Genomic DNA, 18,508 nt, shown 5'->3' on the forward strand with positions numbered 1-18,508 from the left:
GCGGCGGTCGGCCGCCCCCGGTCTCTACGTCAGCGGGCGGCCTTGCGGCGCGAGCCCGGACGGCGCTCACTGGGCCGGTAGACCGGCTCCCCCGCGGCGGTCGCGGTGTCCCGCCGCTTGGCCCCGAAGTCTGCCAGCGCCTGGGCCAGCGCGGCCGCCGACGGGGCCGGGGCCATCACGTCGACCCGCAGGCCGTGCTCCTCGGCGGTCTTGGCGGTGGCCGGGCCGATGCAGGCGATGACCGTCACGTTGTGCGGCTTGCCCGCGATGCCGACCAGGTTCCGCACGGTCGAGGACGAGGTGAACAGCACCGCGTCGAAACCGCCGCCCTTGATCGCCTCACGGGTCTCGGCCGGCGGCGGCGAGGCGCGCACCGTCCGGTACGCCGTCACGTCGTCGACCTCCCAGCCCAGCTCGACCAGGCCGGCCACCAGGGTCTCGGTGGCGATGTCGGCGCGCGGCAGCAGCACCCGGTCGATCGGGTCGAACACCGGGTCGTACGGCGGCCAGTCCTCCAGCAGCCCGGCCGCGGACTGCTCGCCGGAGGGCACCAGGTCCGGCTTCACGCCGAAGTCCACCAGCGCCTGCGCGGTGGTCTCGCCGACCGCCGCGACCTTGATCCCGGCGAACGCCCGGGCGTCCAGGCCGTACTCCTCGAACTTCTCGCGCACCGCGCGCACCGCGTTCACCGAGGTGAAGGCGATCCACTCGTAGCGGCCGGTGACCAGGCCCTTGATCGCCCGCTCCATCTGCTGCGGGGTGCGCGGCGGCTCGACCGCGATGGTCGGCACCTCCTGCGGCACCGCGCCGTACGAGCGCAGCTGCTCGGAGAGGCCGTGCGCCTGCTCCTTGGTGCGCGGCACCAGCACGTTCCAGCCGAACAGCGGCTTGGTCTCGAACCAGGAGTGCGAGGCGCGGTGGGCGACCTGCTCACCGACCACGGCTATGACCGCGGTGGCCGGGTCCACCGGGGCGGAGACCGGGGAGGGCAGCACCCGGGCGGCCTTGAGGTCGGCCGCGATGGAGGCCAGCGTCGCGGTGAAGGTGCGCTGGCGGGTGGTGGTGCCGGAGAGCGTCGCGCTCAGCGCGGAGTCCGGCTTGCGGCCGTTGGCGACCAGCGCGTTGGCGGTGGCCGGCAGCTGGCCCAGGGTGGTGCGCACGACCAGGGTGGTCTCCGGCGCGCCCAGGTCCACCGGGGACCCGGCCAGCAGCGCGGCGGCCTCCACGAAGCGCACGTCGGTACCGGCCGCGCCGCGCAGCGGCACGCCCGCGTAGGCCGGCACGCCGACCGACTGGGCGACGCCCGGGATCACCTCGAAGGCGATCCCGGCACCGGCGCAGCCGAGCATCTCCTCGGCCGCGCAGCCGTCCAGGCCCGGGTCGCCGTCGACGGTCCGCACCACGTGCTTGCCGGACCGCACGGCCTCGGCGACCAGGCGGGCCAGGTCGAAGTCCGGCCCCTCCACGCCGGGGGTGTGCACCTGCACACCGGCCGGACAGTGGCTGCGCACCGTGGCGGCGGTCAGCGGGTCGGCGACCAGCACGTCGGCGGAGGCCAGCACCTCGACCGCGCGCAGGGTCAGCAGGCCCGGGTCGCCGGGACCCGCGCCCAGGAAGGTGCAGCGGCCGTGGGCGGGGACGCTGCCCCCGAACGGGCTGTCGGCCGGGAACGGGCTGTCGGTGGCGGTGGTGGGGCTCATCGGGCTCGCTCCCCCATCAGGGCGGCCGCGCCCGCGTCGAGCAGCCGGGCGGCCAGCGCGCGGCCGAGGGCCGCCGCCTGCTGCTCGGCGGTCTCGTCGAGGACGATCGGACCGTGGGCGGACATCTTCAGCAGGGTGGCGCCGTCGACGGTGCCGACCACGCCCTCCAGCCGCAGTTCGGATCGGTGCTCCCAGACGGCCAGCGCGGCGACCGGCGCGGAGCAGCCGGCCTCCAGGGTGCCCAGCAGGGCGCGCTCGGCGGCCACCGCGACCCGGGTGGGGGCGTGGTCGAGGGCCGACAGCGCGGCGGCCAACGCGGTGTTCGCGGCGGTGCACTCGACGGCGAGCGCGCCCTGGCCCGGGGCCGGGATCATCAGCTCGGGGTCGAGGTGCCCGGAGATCTCGGCGGCCCGGCCGAGCCGGTTCAGGCCGGCCGTGGCCAGCACCACCGCGTCCAGCTCGCCGGAGGTGACGAAGCCGATCCGGGTGTCCACGTTGCCGCGGATCGCGACCGTCTCCAGCTGGGCGCCGTTGGCCCGGGCCCAGGCGTTGAGCTGCGCCATCCGGCGCGGCGAGCCGGTGCCGATGCGGGCCGGGCGGCCGGCGCCGGCCAGCTTCTCGACCAGTTCGCCCAGCGCCAGGCCCTCGCGCGCCACCAGGGCGTCGCGGCTGTCCTCGCGCTGCGGGACGGCCGCCAGCACCAGGCCCTCGGCGCCCGCGGTCGGCAGGTCCTTGAGGGAGTGCACGGCGAAGTCGATCCGGCCCTCCAGCAGGGCGTCGCGCAGCGCGGAGACGAACACCCCGGTGCCGCCGATCTGGGCCAGCGCCTCGCGGGAGGTGTCGCCGTAGGTGGTGATCTCCACCAGCTCGACGGCGCGCCCGGTGACGCGGGTCACCTCACGGGCGACCATGCCCGACTGGGCCATGGCGAGCGCGCTGCGCCGGGTGCCGAGCCGCAGGGGTGCGACGGTGGCGTCCGGCGTCCGGCCGGTGAGCGGTTGACCATTCATGAGGTGATCGTCCCGGTGGTACTCGTGGGATGGCTGACGGTTCATCCGGCGCCCCCGCCCGCAGGCTGCTGGGTGCCGATCGGGGTGCCCGAGACCGCGTGGACGGCGGCCGGGTCGAGGTCGAAGAGTTCACGCAGGGCCTCCGCGTAGGAGGCGCCGCCCGGCTCGGCGGCCAGCTGCTTCACCCGCACGGTGGGGGCGTGCAGCAGCTTGTCGACCACCCGGCGGACGGTCTGGCCGATCTCGGCGCGCGAGCGCTCGTCCAGGCCGGGCAGCCGGGAGTCCAGGCGGCCCAGCTCGGCGGCGACCACCTCGGAGGCCATCGCGCGCAGCGCCACCACGGTGGGGGCGATCCGCGCGGCCCGCTGGGCGGCGCCGAAGGCGGAGACCTCGTCGGAGACGATGCCGGCGACGGCGTCCACGTCGCCCGCGCCGGGGGTGGCGGCGTGGGCGTGCGAGAGGCTCTCCAGGTCGACCAGCAGCGCGCCGGGCAGCTCGTGCACGGCGTGGTCGACGTCGCGCGGCATGGCGAGGTCGAGGAAGGCCAGCGGGGTCGAGCCGGCGCGCACGGCGACGGCGGCGGCGACGTCGTCCGCCTTGATCACCACGCCGGCCGCGCCGGTGCAGGAGATCACCAGGTCGACGTCGGCCAGCGCCTCGGGCACCTTGGACAGCTCCAGGGTGCGGGCGACGTCGGCGCCGAGGATCTCGGCCAGCCGCTCGGCGCGGGCCGGCGTCCGGTTGGCGATCAGCAGGTCGGTCACGCCCGAGCGGACCAGGGTGGCGGCGGCCAGCGAGCTCATCGAGCCCGCGCCGACGACCAGCGCCCGCTTGCCCGCGATCTCGCCCGCGCCGGCCGCGACCTGCTCCAGGCCGAAGGTCACCAGCGACTGGCCGGCCTTGTCGATGCCGGTCTCGCTGTGCGCGCGCTTGCCGACCCGCAGCGCCTGCTGGAACAGCTCGTTCAGGCCGCGCCCGGCGGTGTGCTCCTCCTGGGCCTTGGCCAGGGCGTCGCGCAGCTGGCCGAGGATCTGGCCCTCGCCGACCACCATCGAGTCCAGGCCGCAGGCCACCGAGAAGAGGTGGTGGACGGCGCGGTCCTCGTAGTGGACGTAGAGGTGCGAGGTCAGCTCCTCCAGGTCGACGCCGCTGTGGTGGGCGAGCAGCAGCGACAGCTCGGCGACGCCGGCGTGGAACTTGTCCACGTCGGCGTACAGCTCGATCCGGTTGCAGGTGTTCAGCAGCGCGGCCTCGGCGACGGTCGCGGACGCGGCCGCGTCGTGCAGCAGCCGGGTCGGCACGCCACCGGTCAGCGCGGCGCGCTCCAGCACGCCGACCGGGGCCGTGCGATGGCTCAGCCCTACGACGAGAAGACTCACGCCCGCTCCCTGGTCCCACGATTCTCGGTGCTCATGCCGGCATCACCGCGGACAGCTCGCCCTCGCCGGCCTTGCCGGGCTTGCCCTTCGCCGCCGGGTCCGCGTCCTCGGCGGCCGCGCGCGTCTTGCCGCTGCCCCCGGCCGCCCGGCGGAGCTTGGCGGCGGCGGCGCGCACCGGGCCGGGGGCCCGGTCGAGCACGGACTCGGTGCGGTCCGGCTCGTCGCCGGCCTTGCGCTGCTCGTGGAAGGCGAGGATCTGCAGCTCGATGGAGAGGTCCACCTTGCGCACGTCCACACCGTCCGGGACGGTCAGCACGGTCGGGGCGAAGTTCAGGATGCTGGTGACGCCGGCCTCGACCAGCCGGTCGCAGACCTGCTGGGCCGCGCCGGGCGGGGTGGTGATGACGCCGATCGAGACGTGCTGGCTCTCCACGATGGACTCCAGTTCGTCCATGTGGCGCACGGGCAGGCCGGCCGCGCTGCTGCCGACCACGGCCGGGTCGGCGTCGAGCAGGGCGGCGACCCGGAAGCCGCGGGAGGCGAAGCCGCCGTAGTTGGCGAGCGCGTGGCCGAGGTTGCCGATGCCGACGATGACGACCGGCCAGTCCTGGGTCAGGCCCAGCTCGCGGGAGATCTGGTAGACGAGGTACTCGACGTCGTAGCCGACGCCGCGGGTGCCGTAGGAGCCCAGGTAGGAGAAGTCCTTGCGGAGCTTGGCGGAGTTCACCCCGGCCGCGGCGGCCAGTTCCTCGGAGGAGACGGTCGGCACCGAGCGCTCGGAGAGCGCGGTGAGCGCGCGCAGATAGAGGGGCAGCCGCGCGACCGTCGCCTCCGGGATTCCCCGGGCACGCGAGGGTCGGCGCGCGGCGCCCGGGTCGGGCGTCTGCGAACTGCTCTGTGGTGATCGGCCGATTGCCACGGTGCTCCTGTGGGTGAAGCTGGGCTTTGGCAGCCAGGCTATGCGTTTGTGAACGTGTGCACAAAGATGGTGTCCGATTTGTCCCTGCACAGTGATGCGCATCACGCCGGTGAACCCATAGCACCGGCCGATTTCCGGGCCGTCGCCGGGGGCGGTGCGGCGGGTGGCCGGGGACCGTACAGGAGACGCTCCGGCAGCTCGCGCGGGGCGGGCACCGGGGCCGGGCGGGCGAGGTCGCGCAGGACCAGCGGGACCGGCTCGCCCGACGGGCGGGAGCGCGCCCGGCCCAGCCGCGGCCACGGCACCCGGGCCGCCTCCCGCAGCGGCTCCGTCCAGTCCCCCGGCGGACAGGACGGCGCGTCCAGGCAGTGCCGCAGCAGGCCGGCGGTGGCGCGGGCGTCGCCCAGCGCGGTGTGCGCGGCGAAGCCGCCCAGGCCGGCCGCCGCCACGCAGGCCGCCAGGCCGAAACCGCCGGCCTCCGGCAGATGGGCGCGGGCCAGCCGCATGGTGCACAGCAGCGGCACCGGCGGCAGCGGCACCCCGATCCGGGCGAACTCGCGGTCCAGGAAAGCGTGGTCGCAGGTGACGTGATGGCCGACCAGCACCCGGCCGGCCAGCAGCTCCAGCAGCCTCGGCGCGATCTCGCGGAACCGCGGGGCGCCCTCGACGTCCTCCTGCGCGATCCGGTGCACATGGGTCGGGCCGACCGGACCCAGCGGGTCCAGCAGCGTGGAGAACTCGCCCTCCGCGCGGAGCCGCTCGTCCAGCAGCACCACGGCCACCTCGACCACCCGGTGCCGCCAGGGGCTGCGGCCGGTCGCCTCCACGTCCACCACGGCGAAGCCCCCGCGCGCGGCCGGCGGGTCGGCGGGCGCTGCCGGGGGCGGGCCGGGAAGCATGGCGGCACTCCTCGCGTGCTCAGCCCCCCATGGGCGCAAACGAGTTCGATCGTAAGCCGAGCGGCGGGGGGCGCCCCAAGCCGCGCACGCGGAATCTTCACAACGATTCGGCGAACCGCCCCCGCCGGACGGCGGGGGCGCCGGGGCGTCTCCGGGCGGGTCCGGCGGGAGGGCTCCTCCGGGCCGGGGCGGGTGGGGTCAGGCGCCGAGGGCGGCGCGCAGGCGCTTCTCGTCCACGCGCCAGAAGTCGTGCTGGCGGCCGTCGACCAGGGTGACCGGGATCTGCTCCCAGTAGCGCCGGTAGAGCTCCTCGTCCTGCGTGATGTCCTTCTCCTCGAAGGCCGCGCCCAGCTCGGAGGTCACCCGGACGATCACCTCCCGGGCGTCGTCGCACAGGTGGCAGCCGGGCTTGGCCACCAGGGTCACCGTCCGGTCGGCCGGCTTCGGCCCCGGGTTCTTGTCACGTCGCAGCAGTGGGCTCACCCCGCCATTGTGCGACGCCCCTACAAACGGGCCGGACACGACCGGCCCCCCTCCCGTTCACCCGCCGGGCATGCCGCCGTCACGGCCTTCGCGCAGGTCGCTGGCTATGCTCGGTGCCATGGCCGTGCTCCGAAGGCTCATCCAGACAAGGCGATCCACCAGCTCGCGGACCGCCCTGGCGGGCGAGGCCGCGGCCGAGGCGGCGGAGGCCGCCCTGCGGGCCGCGCCGGAGCCGCCCGCCGCGGCGGCCGAGGGTCCCCAGGAGCCCGCGGAGGACCGGCCGGCCAAGCGCGGCAAGGCGCCCAAGGCCCCCGAGGGCAACCACACGCCCGAGCCGGACGACCCGCGCGCCGCCGCGTTCTTCGACTGCGACAACACCATCCTGCGCGGCGCCGCGATCTTCTACCTCGGCGTCGGCCTCTACCGGCGCGGCTTCCTCAGCCGCCGGGACATCGCCCGGTTCGCCTGGCAGCAGGCCTGGTTCCGGCTGCACGGCGCCGAGGACCCGGAGCACATGGCGGACGCCAAGCACACCGCGCTCGGCGTGGTGGCCGGCAAGCGGACCGCCGACCTGGAGGCGCTCTGCGAGGAGGTCTTCGAGGACGTCATCGCCGACAAGGTGTGGCCGGGCACCCGCGCGCTGGTGCAGATGCACCTGGACGCCGGGCAGCGGGTCTGGCTGGTCACCGCCGCCCCCGTGGAGGTGGCCCGGATCATCGCGGCCCGGCTCGGCATGACCGGCGCGCTCGGCACCGTGGCCGAGGCCCGCGACGGCGCGTACACCGGCCGGCTGGTCGGCGAGCTGCTGCACGGGCCGGCCAAGGCGGCCGCCGTGCGCTCGCTGGCCCGGCGCGAGCGGCTGGACCTCGACCGGTGCGCCGCCTACAGCGACTCGGCCAACGACATCCCGATGCTCTCGCTGGTCGGCCACCCGTACGTGGTGAACCCGGACGGCGCGCTGCGGCGGCACGCCCGGGCGCAGGGGTGGCGGGTCCGGGACTTCCGGACCGGGCGGAAGGCGGCCCGGGTGGGCCTGCCGGCGGCCGCCGCGCTCGGGGTGGCAGCCGGCGCCGCCGCGGCCGGGGTCGCGCTGCACCGCCGCCACCGCGGCTGAGCCACCGCTCCCGCCGGCCCGGCCGGAGCGTCGCCGCGCGCCCGCTCCGCACCCCTCGCCCGGGCGCCCCTCGCCGGGGTGAGCGCGGTCAATCCGCACGCTGACCAGGCCGCTCGTACGGGCGAACTCCCGCGCGCCGCGGGGCCGTCCGGCTCGCCGACCGAACCCGCCACCCCGTGACCGGATCTGATCGTTCGCCAGCTCGCGAAAGTCGGGGATTATCCGGCCGCCGGGCCGGGAAACCGCCCGACGCGCGCCCGAATCGGTCACCTGGTGCACCCGTTCTGTCACATTGAGCCAGGCGATCGCTGACGTGTTCGGTCAGTGTCGGCCGGATATGCACCCCATGCGGATCCCAAACGACCACTTCGACCACACGGTGTAGCTGTCATTGCACAAAGCGTTATTCTCTCCTGGATGCACGTCACCCACCCGCCGCAGGTACGACCGGGCGGGACGGACGTGCTCTCCGCGCAGGCGGAGGTGATCCGTCCACAGTTCTGCCTCTGGGAGTCCCGTGTACCCACCCGTCCGGAACGACGCGCCTGCACCCTCCCGCCCGTCGTCCGCGCCCCTGCGCTCCCGCACCGGCCTGCGCGGCCGCACCGTCCCGCCCCGGCAGATCTCCACCGGCCTGGACCTGCTGCGCACCCTGCTCCGCAGCCAGCTCGCCGCCACCCCCCAACTGGTGCCCGCCGGAGCCCCGTCCGGCCCCGGACCCGCCACCGCCGGCGGCCCGCTGCTGCGCACCACCGCCGCCGGATCGACCGGCACCGGCGCACGCGGCCGCACCGGCACCTCCGGCGGCCGCAGCCGCTCCCGCACCACCACTGGCCCCGGTTACGAGACCGAGCACAACCCGATCATGGAGCTGGTCGAGCGGGCCCAGGCCGGCGAGAGCGAGGCCTTCGGCCGGCTCTACGACCACTACGCGGACACCGTCTACCGCTACATCTACTACCGGGTCGGCAGCCGGGCCACCGCCGAGGACCTCACCAGCGAGACGTTCCTGCGCGCGCTGCGCCGGATCGGCACCTTCACCTGGCAGGGCCGGGACTTCGGCGCCTGGCTGGTGACCATCGCCCGCAACCTCGTCGCCGACCACTTCAAGTCCAGCCGCTTCCGGCTGGAGGTCACCACCGGCGAGATGCTCGACTCCAACGAGTGCGAGCGCAGCCCCGAGGAGTCGGTGCTGGAGTCGCTCTCCAACGCCGCCCTGCTGGAGGCCGTCCGCCGGCTGAACCCGCAGCAGCAGGAGTGCGTCACCCTCCGCTTCCTGCAGGGGCTCTCGGTCGCCGAGACCGCCCGGATCATGGGCAAGAACGAGGGTGCCATCAAGACCCTCCAGTACCGCGCCGTGCGCACCCTGGCCCGCCTGCTCCCGCCGGACGCGCGGTGAGCCGGCGGGGTTCCGGGGAGGGCTCCGGGGAAGCGGCGGGAGAGATAGGGAGCGGGCCGTCACCTTCGGGGACGGCCCGACACATCCGGGTGAACGGTCGGTCCGATGATCAGCCGCGCGTAACCGACCGCCCGCACCGCTCGTTGGCCAGCGTGCAAGCCCCCACCAGGCGTACGGTCAAGTCGAATTGCGACCTCTCACCCGATGGAGTGGCTATGGCTTGCCGGGGCAACCGTCCGGCAGGCCGGGGTGTCGACAACGACGAAGGGAGGTGTGGCCCGTGACGGCAAACGTGCTGGAGCACCGGCGCGCGAAGGCCTTCGCCGAGGCGCTGGAGGCCCACCGGGCGGAGCAACGCGCCGCCGACGGTGACGGCTCGGCCAACACCGCTGGCGGGCACGCCGGTTCGGCCGCGATGGCGGAACTCATCGACACGGTCGGCGCGCTGCGCGCGCTGCCCGCCCCGGAACTCGACCACGAGGTCCGGACTGTCCAACGCGCCCAGCTGGTGGCCGCGTTCGAGCAGGCCTTCGCGGGCGGCCCGGGCGCCACCGTGCCGCGGCAGCGCCGCCACCGGGCCATCCGCACCGCTCCGCGCGGGCGTTGGAGCCGCCGGTTCGCGATCGGCGGACTCGTCGCCGGCCTCGCCGTCGGCAGTTTCGCCGGCGTCGCGGCCGCCAGCGGCAACGCCCTTCCCGGCGACCCGCTGTACGGCATGAAGCGCGGACTGGAGGGCCTGCGGCTCAACCTCGCGAACTCCGACAGCGAACGCGGCGAACTGCTCCTCGACAACGCGGCCACCCGCCTCGGCGAGGCGCGGTCCCTGGTCGGCCGGACCGGCACCGGCGGCGCGCTCAGCCCGGGCACCGTCGAGCAGGTCCGCAGGGCTCTGGACGCCATGCACGCCGACGCCCTCAAGGGGCGCGACCTGCTGCGGGCCGTCTACCGCACCAACGGCTCGCTCGACCCGATGCGGGCCCTGGCGGGCTTCGCCCAGGACGAGGACGGCACCTGGGCGGAGCTCCAGTCCCGGCTCCCGGTCCAGCTCACCCCGCAGGCCCACCTGGTGGACCAGCTCTTCGACGACATAAGCCAGGACGTCGCGCCCCTGCGCCTGGTCCAGCAGCCCGCCGAGAGCGGTGCGCCGGCCGGCGGCGGGGCGGGCGGCGGCAGCCACGGTCCGGGCGCCGGCGGCTCCGGCGCGCCGTCGGCCGGGACGGTTCCCGGCGGCAACCCGGCGGTCGGCGACGCGCCCGCCCAGGGCGGCGCCACCGGCGGCCCGGCGGTCGGCGGCAGGCCGGGCGGCGCCCCGCAGGTCCCGCCCCAGGGCGGCATCCCCGCCGCCCCGGCGGCCCCCGCCGCGCCGGCCGCACCGCTGACGGGCGGCCCGGGCAATCTCGTCCCGGCCCCGGTCGGCGGACTGGTCGACGACCTCACCAGCGGGCTCACCGGCGCCAAGCCCTCCCCCAGCGCGGACGCCGCCGCCCCGGCGCCGGCGCCGGACCAGACCCCGGCGGCGCCGGGCGGGACGCCGAGCGGCGCGGGCGACGGTGCCGCCCAGCAGGGCGTCGAGGTGCCCCCGCTGATCCCGGGCCTGCTGCCCGGTCTGCGGATCCTCGGCGGCTGACGGGCGCGGGAGGACGGCGCGGGCCCCGGCGGACACCCTGTCCGCCGGGGCCCGCCCGCGTCGGTCGGACCGCGCAGGTCGACCGGGCCGACCGGCGCGGTCCGGCCGTCAGAAGAACACCGACCGCCGCTGCACCAGCAGCTGGTAGAGCGTGTGCTGGATGGTCTCCCGCACCTCGTCCGCGAGGTCGAAGACCAGCATCGGGTCGTCCGCCGCCTCCGCCGGGTGCCGGTCGGTGGCGATCGGCTCGCCGAACTCGATGATCCACTTGGTCGGCAGCGGCACCGCCCCGAGCGGCCCCAGCCACGGGAAGGTCGGCGTGATCGGCACGTACGGCAGGCCCAGCAGCCGGGCCACCGTCCTGAGGTTCCCGATCATCGGATAGGTCTCCTCCGCCCCGACGATCGAGCACGGCACGATCGGCACCCCCGCCCGCAGCGCCGAGGAGACGAAGCCGCCCCGGCCGAACCGCTGCAGCTTGTACCGCTCCGCGAACGGCTTGCCGATCCCCTTGAAGCCCTCCGGCCAGACCCCGACCAGCTCGCCGCGCTCCAGCAGCGCCCGGGCGTCCTCGTTGCAGGCCAGGGTGTGCCCGGCCTTGCGGGCCAGCTCGTTGACGCCCGGCAGCACGAACACCAGGTCGGCGGCGAGCATCCGCAGGTGCCGGTGGGCGGGGTGGTGGTCGTGTATCACCACCTGGGTCATCAGGGCGTCCAGCGGGATCGTCCCGGAGTGGTTGGCCACGATCAGCGCGCCGCCCTCGGCCGGGATGTTCTCGATCCCGCGCACCTCCACCCGGAAGTACTTCTCCGCCAGCGGCCGCAGCAGCCCGAGCAGCACCTCCTCGGTGAGCTCCCGGTCGAAGCCGAACTCGTCGACCTCGTAGTCTCCGGTGATCCGGCGGCGCAGGAAGGACAGGCCGTCGGCCGCCCGGTCCTCCCAGCCCTTGCCGAACGCCCGGGTCGCGGCGGCGCCGAGCCGCCCGGCCAGCGCTCCGCCGACGGCGTCGGCGACCCGGTCGGCCAGACCGGGGCCGCCGGCCGGCGGCTCGGTCCAGCTGGGGGCGGACTCGATCGGGATGACCTTCGCCTCACCCGGCGCGTTCTCTGCGGCGGCACTCATGCGGGTTCAGCTCCTGGGTCGGTGCGGTCGGGCGGTGGCGGCGGCGTCGGGACCGGCCAGCAGCGCGGCCAGGCCGTCGGTGACGGCGGTCAGCCGCCGCGGCGGCAGCAGGCCCGGCGACTGCGCGGCGGCGAAGTCCGCGAAGGCCTCCGGGGTGGTGAACACCGGGCGGTAGCCGAACGCCTCGCGCAGCCGCGCGGTGTCCACCACCCGGCCGTGGGTCAGCAGCCGCAGCTGCTCGGGCGAGACGTCGACCAGCCGGGTCTGCCGGGCCAGCCCGGCCATCCAGCTGACGGCGGGCAGCAGCAGCGGCAGGGTCGGCCGGCCCAGCCGGCGGGCGCACTGGGAGAGCAGCAGCACGCCCTCCCCCGCGACGTTGAAGGTGCCGGTGTTCACGGTGCCCGGCTCGGCCGGGAAGGAGGACCGGCAGAGCACCTCGACCACGTCGTCCTCGTGGGCGAACTGCAGCCGGGGGTCGTAACCGAGGACGGTCGGCAGCACCGGCAGCGCGAAGTAGTCGCTCAGCGGGGTGTCGGCGCCCGGGCCGACGATGTTGGCGAACCGCAGCACGGTGACCGCGACGTCCGGGCGGCGCCGGGCGAAGCCGCGGACGTAGCCCTCCACCTCGACGGCGTCCTTGGCGAAGCCGCCGCCCGGCAGCACCTTCGGCTGGGTCCGCTCGGTGAACACCGCCGGGTCGCGCGGCGCCGAGCCGTAGACGCCGGTGGTCGACTTCACCACCAGCCGCCGCACCCCCGGCGCCTTCTGGCAGGCGCCGAGCAGCTGCATGGTGCCGATCACGTTGGACTCCTTCACCGCGGAGCGGTGGGTGGAGCCCAGCCCGGTGGCGCTGACCGCGAGGTGGACGACCGTGTCGACGCCGTGCTCGGCGATCACCCGCGCCACGGCGGGGCGGCGCAGGTCGAGCTGGTGGAAGCGGTACGGCGCGGCGGGCCCCTCCGGCTCCGCGAGCGCGCGCAGCGCCGGGCGCGGCGGCTGCACGTCCACGCCGACCACCAGGTCCACCCCCGGCCGGCAACGCAGCTCGGCGGCGAAGCGGGCGCCGAGGTGGCGGGCCACGCCGGTGACGAGCACGACCGTTCCCACAGCGCTGCACCCCATTCCTCGGCCCGGGAGGCCTGCGTGCACCGTACCGCGCCGCCCCGGCGGGCCGGGAAACGACACCGCCCGCCCAGGCCACGGGGGCCTGGGCGGGCGGTACGAAGCGCTGGGCGCGCAGGGCGCGGCCGGGGGCGCTTACTTCTTGTTGCGACGCTGGACGCGCGTGCGCTTGAGAAGCTTGCGGTGCTTCTTCTTGGCCATACGCTTGCGACGCTTCTTGATGACAGAGCCCACGGAACAACCCTCGCTCACTGAGACTCTCGCCCGTGAGAGACGGAGTCCATACGACTGACGGAGGGCCTAGCCTACATTCCACACGCCCAGGGCCGTAATCGCGCTCCCCGAGGCGGGCGAACTCAAGGCGAATCCGGGGCGAACGGAGACGGGGTCCACCGTGGTGGACCCCGTGCCGGACCGGCCCGCCTACGCGCTCTCGAGCCGCACGTAGGACTCCTTGAGGTACTCGTGCACTGCCTGCTGGGGCACCCGGAACGAGCGGCCGACCCGGATGGCGGGCAGCTCACCGCTGTGCACCAACCGGTAGACCGTCATCTTGGAGACCCGCATGACCGCGGCCACCTCCGCCACGGTCAGGAAGACGACGTCCTGCAAGGGGCGTTCGCCGGAACTCATGACCATCACCCGACCCTTACCCGTGTGCAAGGCACCGGCTTCCCCTCCGGTGACTCCACCGGCACACGTGTATCCCCAGAGTAGTTATGGGTGGTACCAGTGGGAAGAGGGAGAAGCGCAGTCCTCGTACGGTGAGGGATAAGTCCGTTGCAGTACGTAGCCGATCGGCGGTCTGCACTAGTCGGCGTGCGCACGGAACGCTACCGGGCACCAGGTCTTCACAAGCGGTGGCACCGGTTCGGCCGCCCGGGTCAGGGCATCAGACCGTGGTGCGGCAGGACGGCGCGGCGGGTGGCCAGGATCGCCTGGTCGAGGCGGTCCGCCGGATCGTATCCCGCGTCGAAGTCGCGCCAGACCGGACGGGCGCCGTCGGTCATCCGCAGCGGGGCCGGGCGGCGGGTGCGCCGGTAGACCTCGGCGCGCCAGGTCTCCGGGGTCTCGGTGGCCGGGTCGACGGGGCGGCCGGCCGCGGTGGCGACCAGGTGGGTCCAGGTCCGCGGGACGACGTCGACGACGGCGTAGCCGCCCCCGCCGAGGGCGATCCAGCGGCCGTCGGCGTGCTCGTGGGCCAGCTCGTGCAGCTCCTGGGCGATGGCCCGCTGGGCGTCCACGGTGACCGCGAGGTGGGCGAGCGGGTCCTCCAGGTGGGTGTCGGCGCCGTGCTGGGTGACCATGACCTGCGGGCGGAAGGCGGCGAGCAGCTCGGGCACCAGGGCGTGGAAGGCGCGCAGCCAGCCGGTGTCCCCGGTGCCGGCCGGCAGCGGGAGGTTGACGGCCGAGCCCTCGGCGCCGGGGCCGCCGGTCTCGGTGGCCCAGCCGGTCTGCGGGAAGAGGGTGGCGGGGTGCTCGTGCAGCGAGACGGTGAGCACCCGGGGGTCGTTCCAGAAGGCCTCCTGGACGCCGTCGCCGTGGTGGACGTCGACGTCGACGTAGGCGACCCGTTCGGCACCGAGTTCGAGCAGCCGGGCGATGGCGAGCGCCGGGTCGTTGTAGACGCAGAAGCCGGAGGCGCGGTCGGGCATGGCGTGGTGCAGGCCGCCGGCGAAGTTGACCGCGTGCGGGGTCTCGCCGCGCCAGACGGCCTCGGCGGCGGCGACGGACTGGCCGGCGATCAGCGCGGAGGCGGAGTGGACGGCGGGGAAGGCCCAGTTGTCGTCGGTGCCGAGGCCGTGCCGCACGTCCTGCCGCTCGGGGTGGGCGGCCGCGTACTTGACCGCCTCGACGTACTCGGCGGTGTGCACCAGGCGCAAGGTGGACTCGCCGGCGGGCGGCGCGGACCGGACGGTGACACCCGGGCCGGCGGCGAGGCCGAGGTCCTCCACCAGGCGCATGGTGAGCGCCAGCCGGGTCGGGTCCATCGGGTGGCCGGGGCCGAAGTCGTAGGCGGTGACCTCCTCGTCCCAGAAGAGGTGCAGGCCGCAGGAGGTGTCACGCTCGGCGTCGGGCATGGCGTCCACCGTAGTCGGTGGGGACGGCCCGGCCGGGCAACGGGTCCTTGAACGGCAGTTGTACGGGCGTCAGGCCCCGACCCGGCCCGCCGTCGTCGGCGCGGGGGCGGCGGCCGCCGAGGCCGGGGCGAAGCGGTCGGCGAGCGGCAGGACGGCCAGCACCAGCAGCATCGGCGCGAGCAGCGCCCAGCGGTACGAGCTCGCGTCCGCCAGGGCGCCGACCAGGGGCGAGCCGATCAGGAAGCCGACGTAGTTGAAGAGGTTGAGCCGGGCCACGGCGGCGTCCGAGTCCGCCGGGAAGAGCCGTCCGCCGGCCGCGAAGACCTGCGGGATGATCGCGCAGATCCCGAGGCCCAGCAGGGTGAACCCGGCGATCCCGGCCCAGGCGCCCGGCGCGGCGGCGGCCGCCGCGAAGCCGAGCGCGGCCAGCGCCGCGCCGCCGCGCACCACCGGGACGGCGCCCCAGCGCTGCACGGCGCGGTCGCCGAGCGCCCGGCCGAGCAGCATCGCCACCATGTAGCCGAGGTAGGAGAGTTTGGCGACGTCCTCGGGGCTGCCCAGTCCGTCGGTCAGGTACTTGACGCTGTAGTTGGAGACCGAGGCGTCGGCGATGTAGGCGAAGGCCATCGCCAGGCAGAGCGGCAGCAGCGGACGCCAGGGGATCGTCCGGGCGGCGGCCTCGGCGGCCTCCCGGACGGCGTCGACGAGGTCGGCGGGCCCGGCGTCCGAAGGCCGGCGGAGGGTGCCGGCCAGCAGCGCGAGCGGGGCGATCACGGCGGCCGCCGTCCCGAACAGCACCGGCAGGCCGAGTCCGTAGTGCGCGCCGAGACCGGCCACGGCCGCGCCGAGGATGCCGCCGAGGCTGAAGGCGGCGTGGAAGCCGAGCATCACGGAGCGGCCGTAGCGGTGCTGGAGGCCGACCCCGAGCATGTTCATGCTGGCGTCCAGCGCGCCGACCAGCAGGCCGAAGGCGCCCAGGGCGAGCGCCAGTTGCCAGAGCGTGTCGCCGAGGCCGACGGCGGCCAGGGTGGCGCAGACGGCCGGCTGGACCACCCGCAGCACGGCCCGCGGGCCGGTCCGGCGGACGAGTCGCTCGGAGGCGATCGACCCCGCGCCGGCCAGGACCGGCACGGCGGCCAGGAAGAGCGGCAGCAGCGCGTCGCCCAGCCCGTACCGGTCCTGGATCTCCGGGATGCAGGTGACCAGCAGGGCGAAGGTGACGCCCTGGAGCAGGAAGCTCGCGGCCAGCGCGGCCCGGGCGGCCCGGAGGCCGGGCGTGATCGCCGGGCTCGCGGCACGGTCGGCGTTGTCGGCGCCCTCGGTTCGCACATGCACCTCGCTACTGGCCGGTACGGCGGTGGTGAGGCGAGAGCGTAGGGGCAGACGGGCGATCGCGGGAGGGGGTGCGCACGACCCGCGCACGACGGGACGCGCGGGGGCTCAGTGCCCCAGCAGGGCGGGGACCTCGGCGAGGTCGGCGATCAGCCCGGTGGCGCCGGCCGCGGTGAGCTTCGCCGGGTCGGTCAGCGCCGTGTAGCCGTAGACGTCCATGCCGGCCGCGCGGGCGGCGAGCACACCGTTGGGGCTGTCCTCCAGCACCAGGCAGGCCGCCGGGTCGACGCCCAGGGTGCGGGCCGCGTGCAGGAAGAGGTCCGGCGCGGGCTTGCCGACGCCGACGTCCTGGGCGCTGAAGATCCGCTCCTCCGCGAGGTGGCCGCGCAGGCCGGCGGCGTCCAGCGCGGCGCGGATCCAGCTGTGGTGGGCGGAGGAGGCCAGGCAGTAGGGCACGGAGCGCCGCTGGAGTTCCTTCAGCAGCGCCTCCGCGCCCCGGACGGCGGCGAGTTCGGTGGCGAAGGCGTCGAAGACCCGGCCGTGGAAGGCCTCGTCGAAGCCCTCCGGGAGCCGGGCGCCGTCGTACCGCTCGGCGATCACGTCGTGCACCTTGTGCGCGGCGGTGCCCATGAAGTCCCGGTAGGAGTCCTCGATCGTGGTCGGGTAGCCCAGCTCGGTCAGGTACGCGGCCAGCAGCCGGTTGGAGAGCGGCTCGCTGTCCACCAGCACACCGTCGTTGTCGAAGATCACCAGCTCATAGGTCATGCGTTCGACCCTAAGGCGTGCCCGCCCGCGGCGGTCACCTGCCGCCGGAGGCCAGCTCCCGGGAGCGGTCCCGGGCCGCCTCCAGGGCGCCCAGCAGGGCCGCCCGCACCCCGTGGTTCTCCAGCTCGCGGATGGCCGCGATGGTGGTGCCGGCCGGCGAGGTGACCGCCTCGCGCAGCTTCACCGGGTGCTCGCCGGAGTCCCGCAGCATCACCGAGGCGCCGATCGCCGACTGCACGATGAGGTCGTGCGCCACCTGCCGGGGCAGGCCGAGCAGGATGCCCGCGTCGGTCATCGCCTCGACCAGGAAGTAGAAGTACGCCGGGCCGGAGCCGGAGAGCGCGGTCGCCGCGTCCTGCTGGGACTCGGGCAGCCGCAGCGCCTTCCCGACCGAGCGGAAGATCTCCTCCGCCCGCTCCAGGTGCGCCTCGGTGGCGTGCGAGCCGCCGGAGATGACGCTCATGCCCTCGTCGACCAGGACGGGCGTGTTCGGCATCACCCGGACCACCGGGGTGCCGGCCGCCAGCCGGGCCTCGAACCAGGCGGTGGGGATGCCGGCCGCCGCCGAGATCACCAGCCGGTCCGGGTCGACGTGCGGCGCCAGCTCGTCCAGCAGGGTGCCCATGTCCTGCGGCTTCACCGCGAGGATCAGGGTGTCGGCGAGCTTGGCGGCCTCGGTGTTGCCCACCACGCCGACCCCGTACCGGTCGGCCAGTTCGGCGGCCCGCTCCGGGCGGCGGGCGGTCACCAGGACGTCCCCCGGGTCCTTGCCGGCCCGCAGCAGACCGGAGAGCAGGGCCTCCCCGATCTTGCCCGTGCCGAGGAAGGCGATCTTCTGTCCGTGCGCCGCGCTGCTGGTCATGGCCGCTCCTTGCCTCCGGTGCCGCGTTCCGGTACCGCGGCCATCCTCGCACCGCGCGCCCGCCACCGGCGGCAGCGTCCACTCTGCGGTCAGCCCGCGGGCGGAGGCCGGCACACGACCCCTAAGGCGAAAACCCGGGTTCTCCCCTATGGCCCGGGGGTGGGCGCGGGCGCACCGTGGAGTCATGGCACACGGAGAGATGTCCCGACGTGAGAACCGGCAGGTCGCCGTCGCCGCGGCGACCTTGGGGCCGTGGCGCACGGCCGCGGGAGTCGGTGCGGTGGTGGGGGCGACGGACCTGGCGATCGATCTGATCGACGGGGACTGGTCGTCGAGCATGCTGGCCGGTCCGGCCGGCTGGGGCCTGTTCTTCTTCTTCCTGGTCGGCGCGGTCGGCGGCCGGCTGCGCCGGGAGTCCGGCGACCGGCGGCTCGACCGCTGGGCGAACGACCACCCCTGGCAGGCGGCGCTGCCGGCGGCCGGCGGGATGCTGGTGCTGAACACCCTGGTGCAGCTGTTCGTCGGGGACGAGGGCCTGTTCGGCGCGCTCCTGCTGTCGCTGCTGCCGGCCGCCATGGTGCTGACCGTCGCGGGGGTGGTCGGATCGGTGAAGCGGGCCCGGGGCAAGGGCTGACCGCAGGCCGGAACACGGACGGAACGGGCCGATCGCCGCACACCGCCGGCGGGTTCACCG

The 18,508-nt window shown here is 75.2% G+C and carries 18 protein-coding genes; 4 read left to right on the top strand and 14 right to left on the bottom strand.

Features of this window, described 5'->3' with window-relative positions:
* Window positions 1–29: 29 nt before the first annotated feature.
* The 6 genes from ACFC0B_RS15435 to ACFC0B_RS15460 all read right to left on the bottom strand — a co-directional run bounded on the left by ACFC0B_RS15435 (window position 30) and on the right by ACFC0B_RS15460 (window position 6,390).
* Window positions 30–1,700: a uroporphyrinogen-III synthase gene (locus ACFC0B_RS15435; protein WP_376086305.1), complete on the bottom strand. Its 1,671-nt coding sequence runs from the start codon at window positions 1,698–1,700 to the stop codon at window positions 30–32.
* A complete protein-coding gene (gene hemC / locus ACFC0B_RS15440) occupies window positions 1,697–2,710 on the bottom strand; it encodes a hydroxymethylbilane synthase (protein WP_376086306.1) in 1,014 nt (337 codons plus the stop codon). The genes ACFC0B_RS15435 and hemC overlap by 4 nt, the downstream gene beginning before the upstream one ends.
* 41 nt (window positions 2,711–2,751) lie before the next feature.
* The gene (locus tag ACFC0B_RS15445) at window positions 2,752–4,089 is read right to left on the bottom strand and encodes a glutamyl-tRNA reductase (protein WP_376086307.1); all 1,338 of its coding nucleotides are present in this window, start codon (window positions 4,087–4,089) and stop codon (window positions 2,752–2,754) included.
* Window positions 4,090–4,120: 31 nt separating this feature from the next.
* Entirely contained in the window at window positions 4,121–5,008 is an 888-nt protein-coding gene (locus ACFC0B_RS15450) for a redox-sensing transcriptional repressor Rex (protein WP_376086308.1), read from the bottom strand.
* A 101-nt stretch (window positions 5,009–5,109) separates the two neighbouring features.
* On the bottom strand, window positions 5,110–5,907 hold the full coding sequence (locus ACFC0B_RS15455; protein ID WP_376086309.1) for an exonuclease domain-containing protein: 798 nt from the start codon (window positions 5,905–5,907) through the stop codon (window positions 5,110–5,112).
* Between the two features lie 198 nt (window positions 5,908–6,105).
* Window positions 6,106–6,390 (bottom strand): glutaredoxin family protein, encoded by a 285-nt coding sequence (locus tag ACFC0B_RS15460; protein WP_376086310.1) that lies wholly within the window; start codon window positions 6,388–6,390, stop codon window positions 6,106–6,108.
* Window positions 6,391–6,508: 118 nt separating this feature from the next.
* Between ACFC0B_RS15460 and ACFC0B_RS15465 the strand changes: the two genes are divergently transcribed.
* From ACFC0B_RS15465 to ACFC0B_RS15475, 3 genes are all read left to right on the top strand, one after another.
* Window positions 6,509–7,504 carry an HAD family hydrolase gene (locus ACFC0B_RS15465; protein WP_376086311.1) on the top strand — a complete coding sequence of 332 codons (996 nt, stop codon included), beginning with the start codon at window positions 6,509–6,511 and terminating at the stop codon, window positions 7,502–7,504.
* Between the two features lie 622 nt (window positions 7,505–8,126).
* Entirely contained in the window at window positions 8,127–8,903 is a 777-nt protein-coding gene (locus ACFC0B_RS15470; protein WP_376086390.1) for an ECF subfamily RNA polymerase sigma factor, BldN family, read from the top strand.
* A gap of 280 nt (window positions 8,904–9,183) precedes the next feature.
* Window positions 9,184–10,530: a DUF5667 domain-containing protein gene (locus ACFC0B_RS15475; protein ID WP_376086312.1), complete on the top strand. Its 1,347-nt coding sequence runs from the start codon at window positions 9,184–9,186 to the stop codon at window positions 10,528–10,530.
* Window positions 10,531–10,638: 108 nt separating this feature from the next.
* On the opposite strand, the gene ACFC0B_RS15480 is transcribed toward ACFC0B_RS15475, so the two are convergent.
* The 8 genes from ACFC0B_RS15480 to proC form a co-directional block, all read right to left on the bottom strand.
* Window positions 10,639–11,652 carry a lysophospholipid acyltransferase family protein gene (locus tag ACFC0B_RS15480; RefSeq protein ID WP_376086313.1) on the bottom strand — a complete coding sequence of 338 codons (1,014 nt, stop codon included), beginning with the start codon at window positions 11,650–11,652 and terminating at the stop codon, window positions 10,639–10,641.
* A gap of 6 nt (window positions 11,653–11,658) precedes the next feature.
* Window positions 11,659–12,759 (bottom strand): NAD-dependent epimerase/dehydratase family protein, encoded by a 1,101-nt coding sequence (locus tag ACFC0B_RS15485; protein WP_376086314.1) that lies wholly within the window; start codon window positions 12,757–12,759, stop codon window positions 11,659–11,661.
* A gap of 150 nt (window positions 12,760–12,909) precedes the next feature.
* Window positions 12,910–13,008, bottom strand: a complete 99-nt coding sequence (locus tag ACFC0B_RS15490) for a 30S ribosomal protein bS22 (RefSeq protein ID WP_003948845.1) — start codon at window positions 13,006–13,008, stop codon at window positions 12,910–12,912.
* 189 nt (window positions 13,009–13,197) lie between these two features.
* Window positions 13,198–13,407, bottom strand: a complete 210-nt coding sequence (locus ACFC0B_RS15495) for a helix-turn-helix domain-containing protein (protein ID WP_045937940.1) — start codon at window positions 13,405–13,407, stop codon at window positions 13,198–13,200.
* 251 nt (window positions 13,408–13,658) lie between these two features.
* Window positions 13,659–14,855: an acetoin utilization protein AcuC gene (locus ACFC0B_RS15500; protein ID WP_376086315.1), complete on the bottom strand. Its 1,197-nt coding sequence runs from the start codon at window positions 14,853–14,855 to the stop codon at window positions 13,659–13,661.
* A gap of 69 nt (window positions 14,856–14,924) precedes the next feature.
* Window positions 14,925–16,184, bottom strand: a complete 1,260-nt coding sequence (locus ACFC0B_RS15505; RefSeq protein WP_376086391.1) for an MFS transporter — start codon at window positions 16,182–16,184, stop codon at window positions 14,925–14,927.
* Between the two features lie 111 nt (window positions 16,185–16,295).
* Window positions 16,296–16,952 (bottom strand): HAD family hydrolase, encoded by a 657-nt coding sequence (locus ACFC0B_RS15510; RefSeq protein WP_376086316.1) that lies wholly within the window; start codon window positions 16,950–16,952, stop codon window positions 16,296–16,298.
* A 34-nt stretch (window positions 16,953–16,986) separates the two neighbouring features.
* On the bottom strand, window positions 16,987–17,814 hold the full coding sequence (gene proC, locus ACFC0B_RS15515; RefSeq protein WP_376086317.1) for a pyrroline-5-carboxylate reductase: 828 nt from the start codon (window positions 17,812–17,814) through the stop codon (window positions 16,987–16,989).
* A 184-nt stretch (window positions 17,815–17,998) separates the two neighbouring features.
* Here proC and ACFC0B_RS15520 point away from each other — a divergent pair, with 184 nt between their 5' ends.
* Window positions 17,999–18,448 (top strand): hypothetical protein, encoded by a 450-nt coding sequence (locus ACFC0B_RS15520; RefSeq protein WP_376086318.1) that lies wholly within the window; start codon window positions 17,999–18,001, stop codon window positions 18,446–18,448.
* Window positions 18,449–18,508 lie beyond the last annotated feature (60 nt).

This window comes from Kitasatospora sp. NPDC056184, assembly GCF_042268405.1.
Lineage (GTDB): Bacteria > Actinomycetota > Actinomycetes > Streptomycetales > Streptomycetaceae > Kitasatospora.

Coding starts and splice junctions, on each gene's coding strand:
- ACFC0B_RS15520 (WP_376086318.1), top strand. CDS start 17,999: ATGGCACACGGAGAGATGTCCCGACGTGAGAACCGGCAGGTCGCCGTC.
- ACFC0B_RS15435 (WP_376086305.1), bottom strand. CDS start 1,700: ATGAGCCCCACCACCGCCACCGACAGCCCGTTCCCGGCCGACAGCCCG.
- ACFC0B_RS15500 (WP_376086315.1), bottom strand. CDS start 14,855: ATGCCCGACGCCGAGCGTGACACCTCCTGCGGCCTGCACCTCTTCTGG.
- proC (WP_376086317.1), bottom strand. CDS start 17,814: ATGACCAGCAGCGCGGCGCACGGACAGAAGATCGCCTTCCTCGGCACG.
- ACFC0B_RS15495 (WP_045937940.1), bottom strand. CDS start 13,407: ATGAGTTCCGGCGAACGCCCCTTGCAGGACGTCGTCTTCCTGACCGTG.
- ACFC0B_RS15465 (WP_376086311.1), top strand. CDS start 6,509: ATGGCCGTGCTCCGAAGGCTCATCCAGACAAGGCGATCCACCAGCTCG.
- ACFC0B_RS15510 (WP_376086316.1), bottom strand. CDS start 16,952: ATGACCTATGAGCTGGTGATCTTCGACAACGACGGTGTGCTGGTGGAC.
- hemC (WP_376086306.1), bottom strand. CDS start 2,710: ATGAATGGTCAACCGCTCACCGGCCGGACGCCGGACGCCACCGTCGCA.
- ACFC0B_RS15455 (WP_376086309.1), bottom strand. CDS start 5,907: ATGCTTCCCGGCCCGCCCCCGGCAGCGCCCGCCGACCCGCCGGCCGCG.
- ACFC0B_RS15480 (WP_376086313.1), bottom strand. CDS start 11,652: ATGAGTGCCGCCGCAGAGAACGCGCCGGGTGAGGCGAAGGTCATCCCG.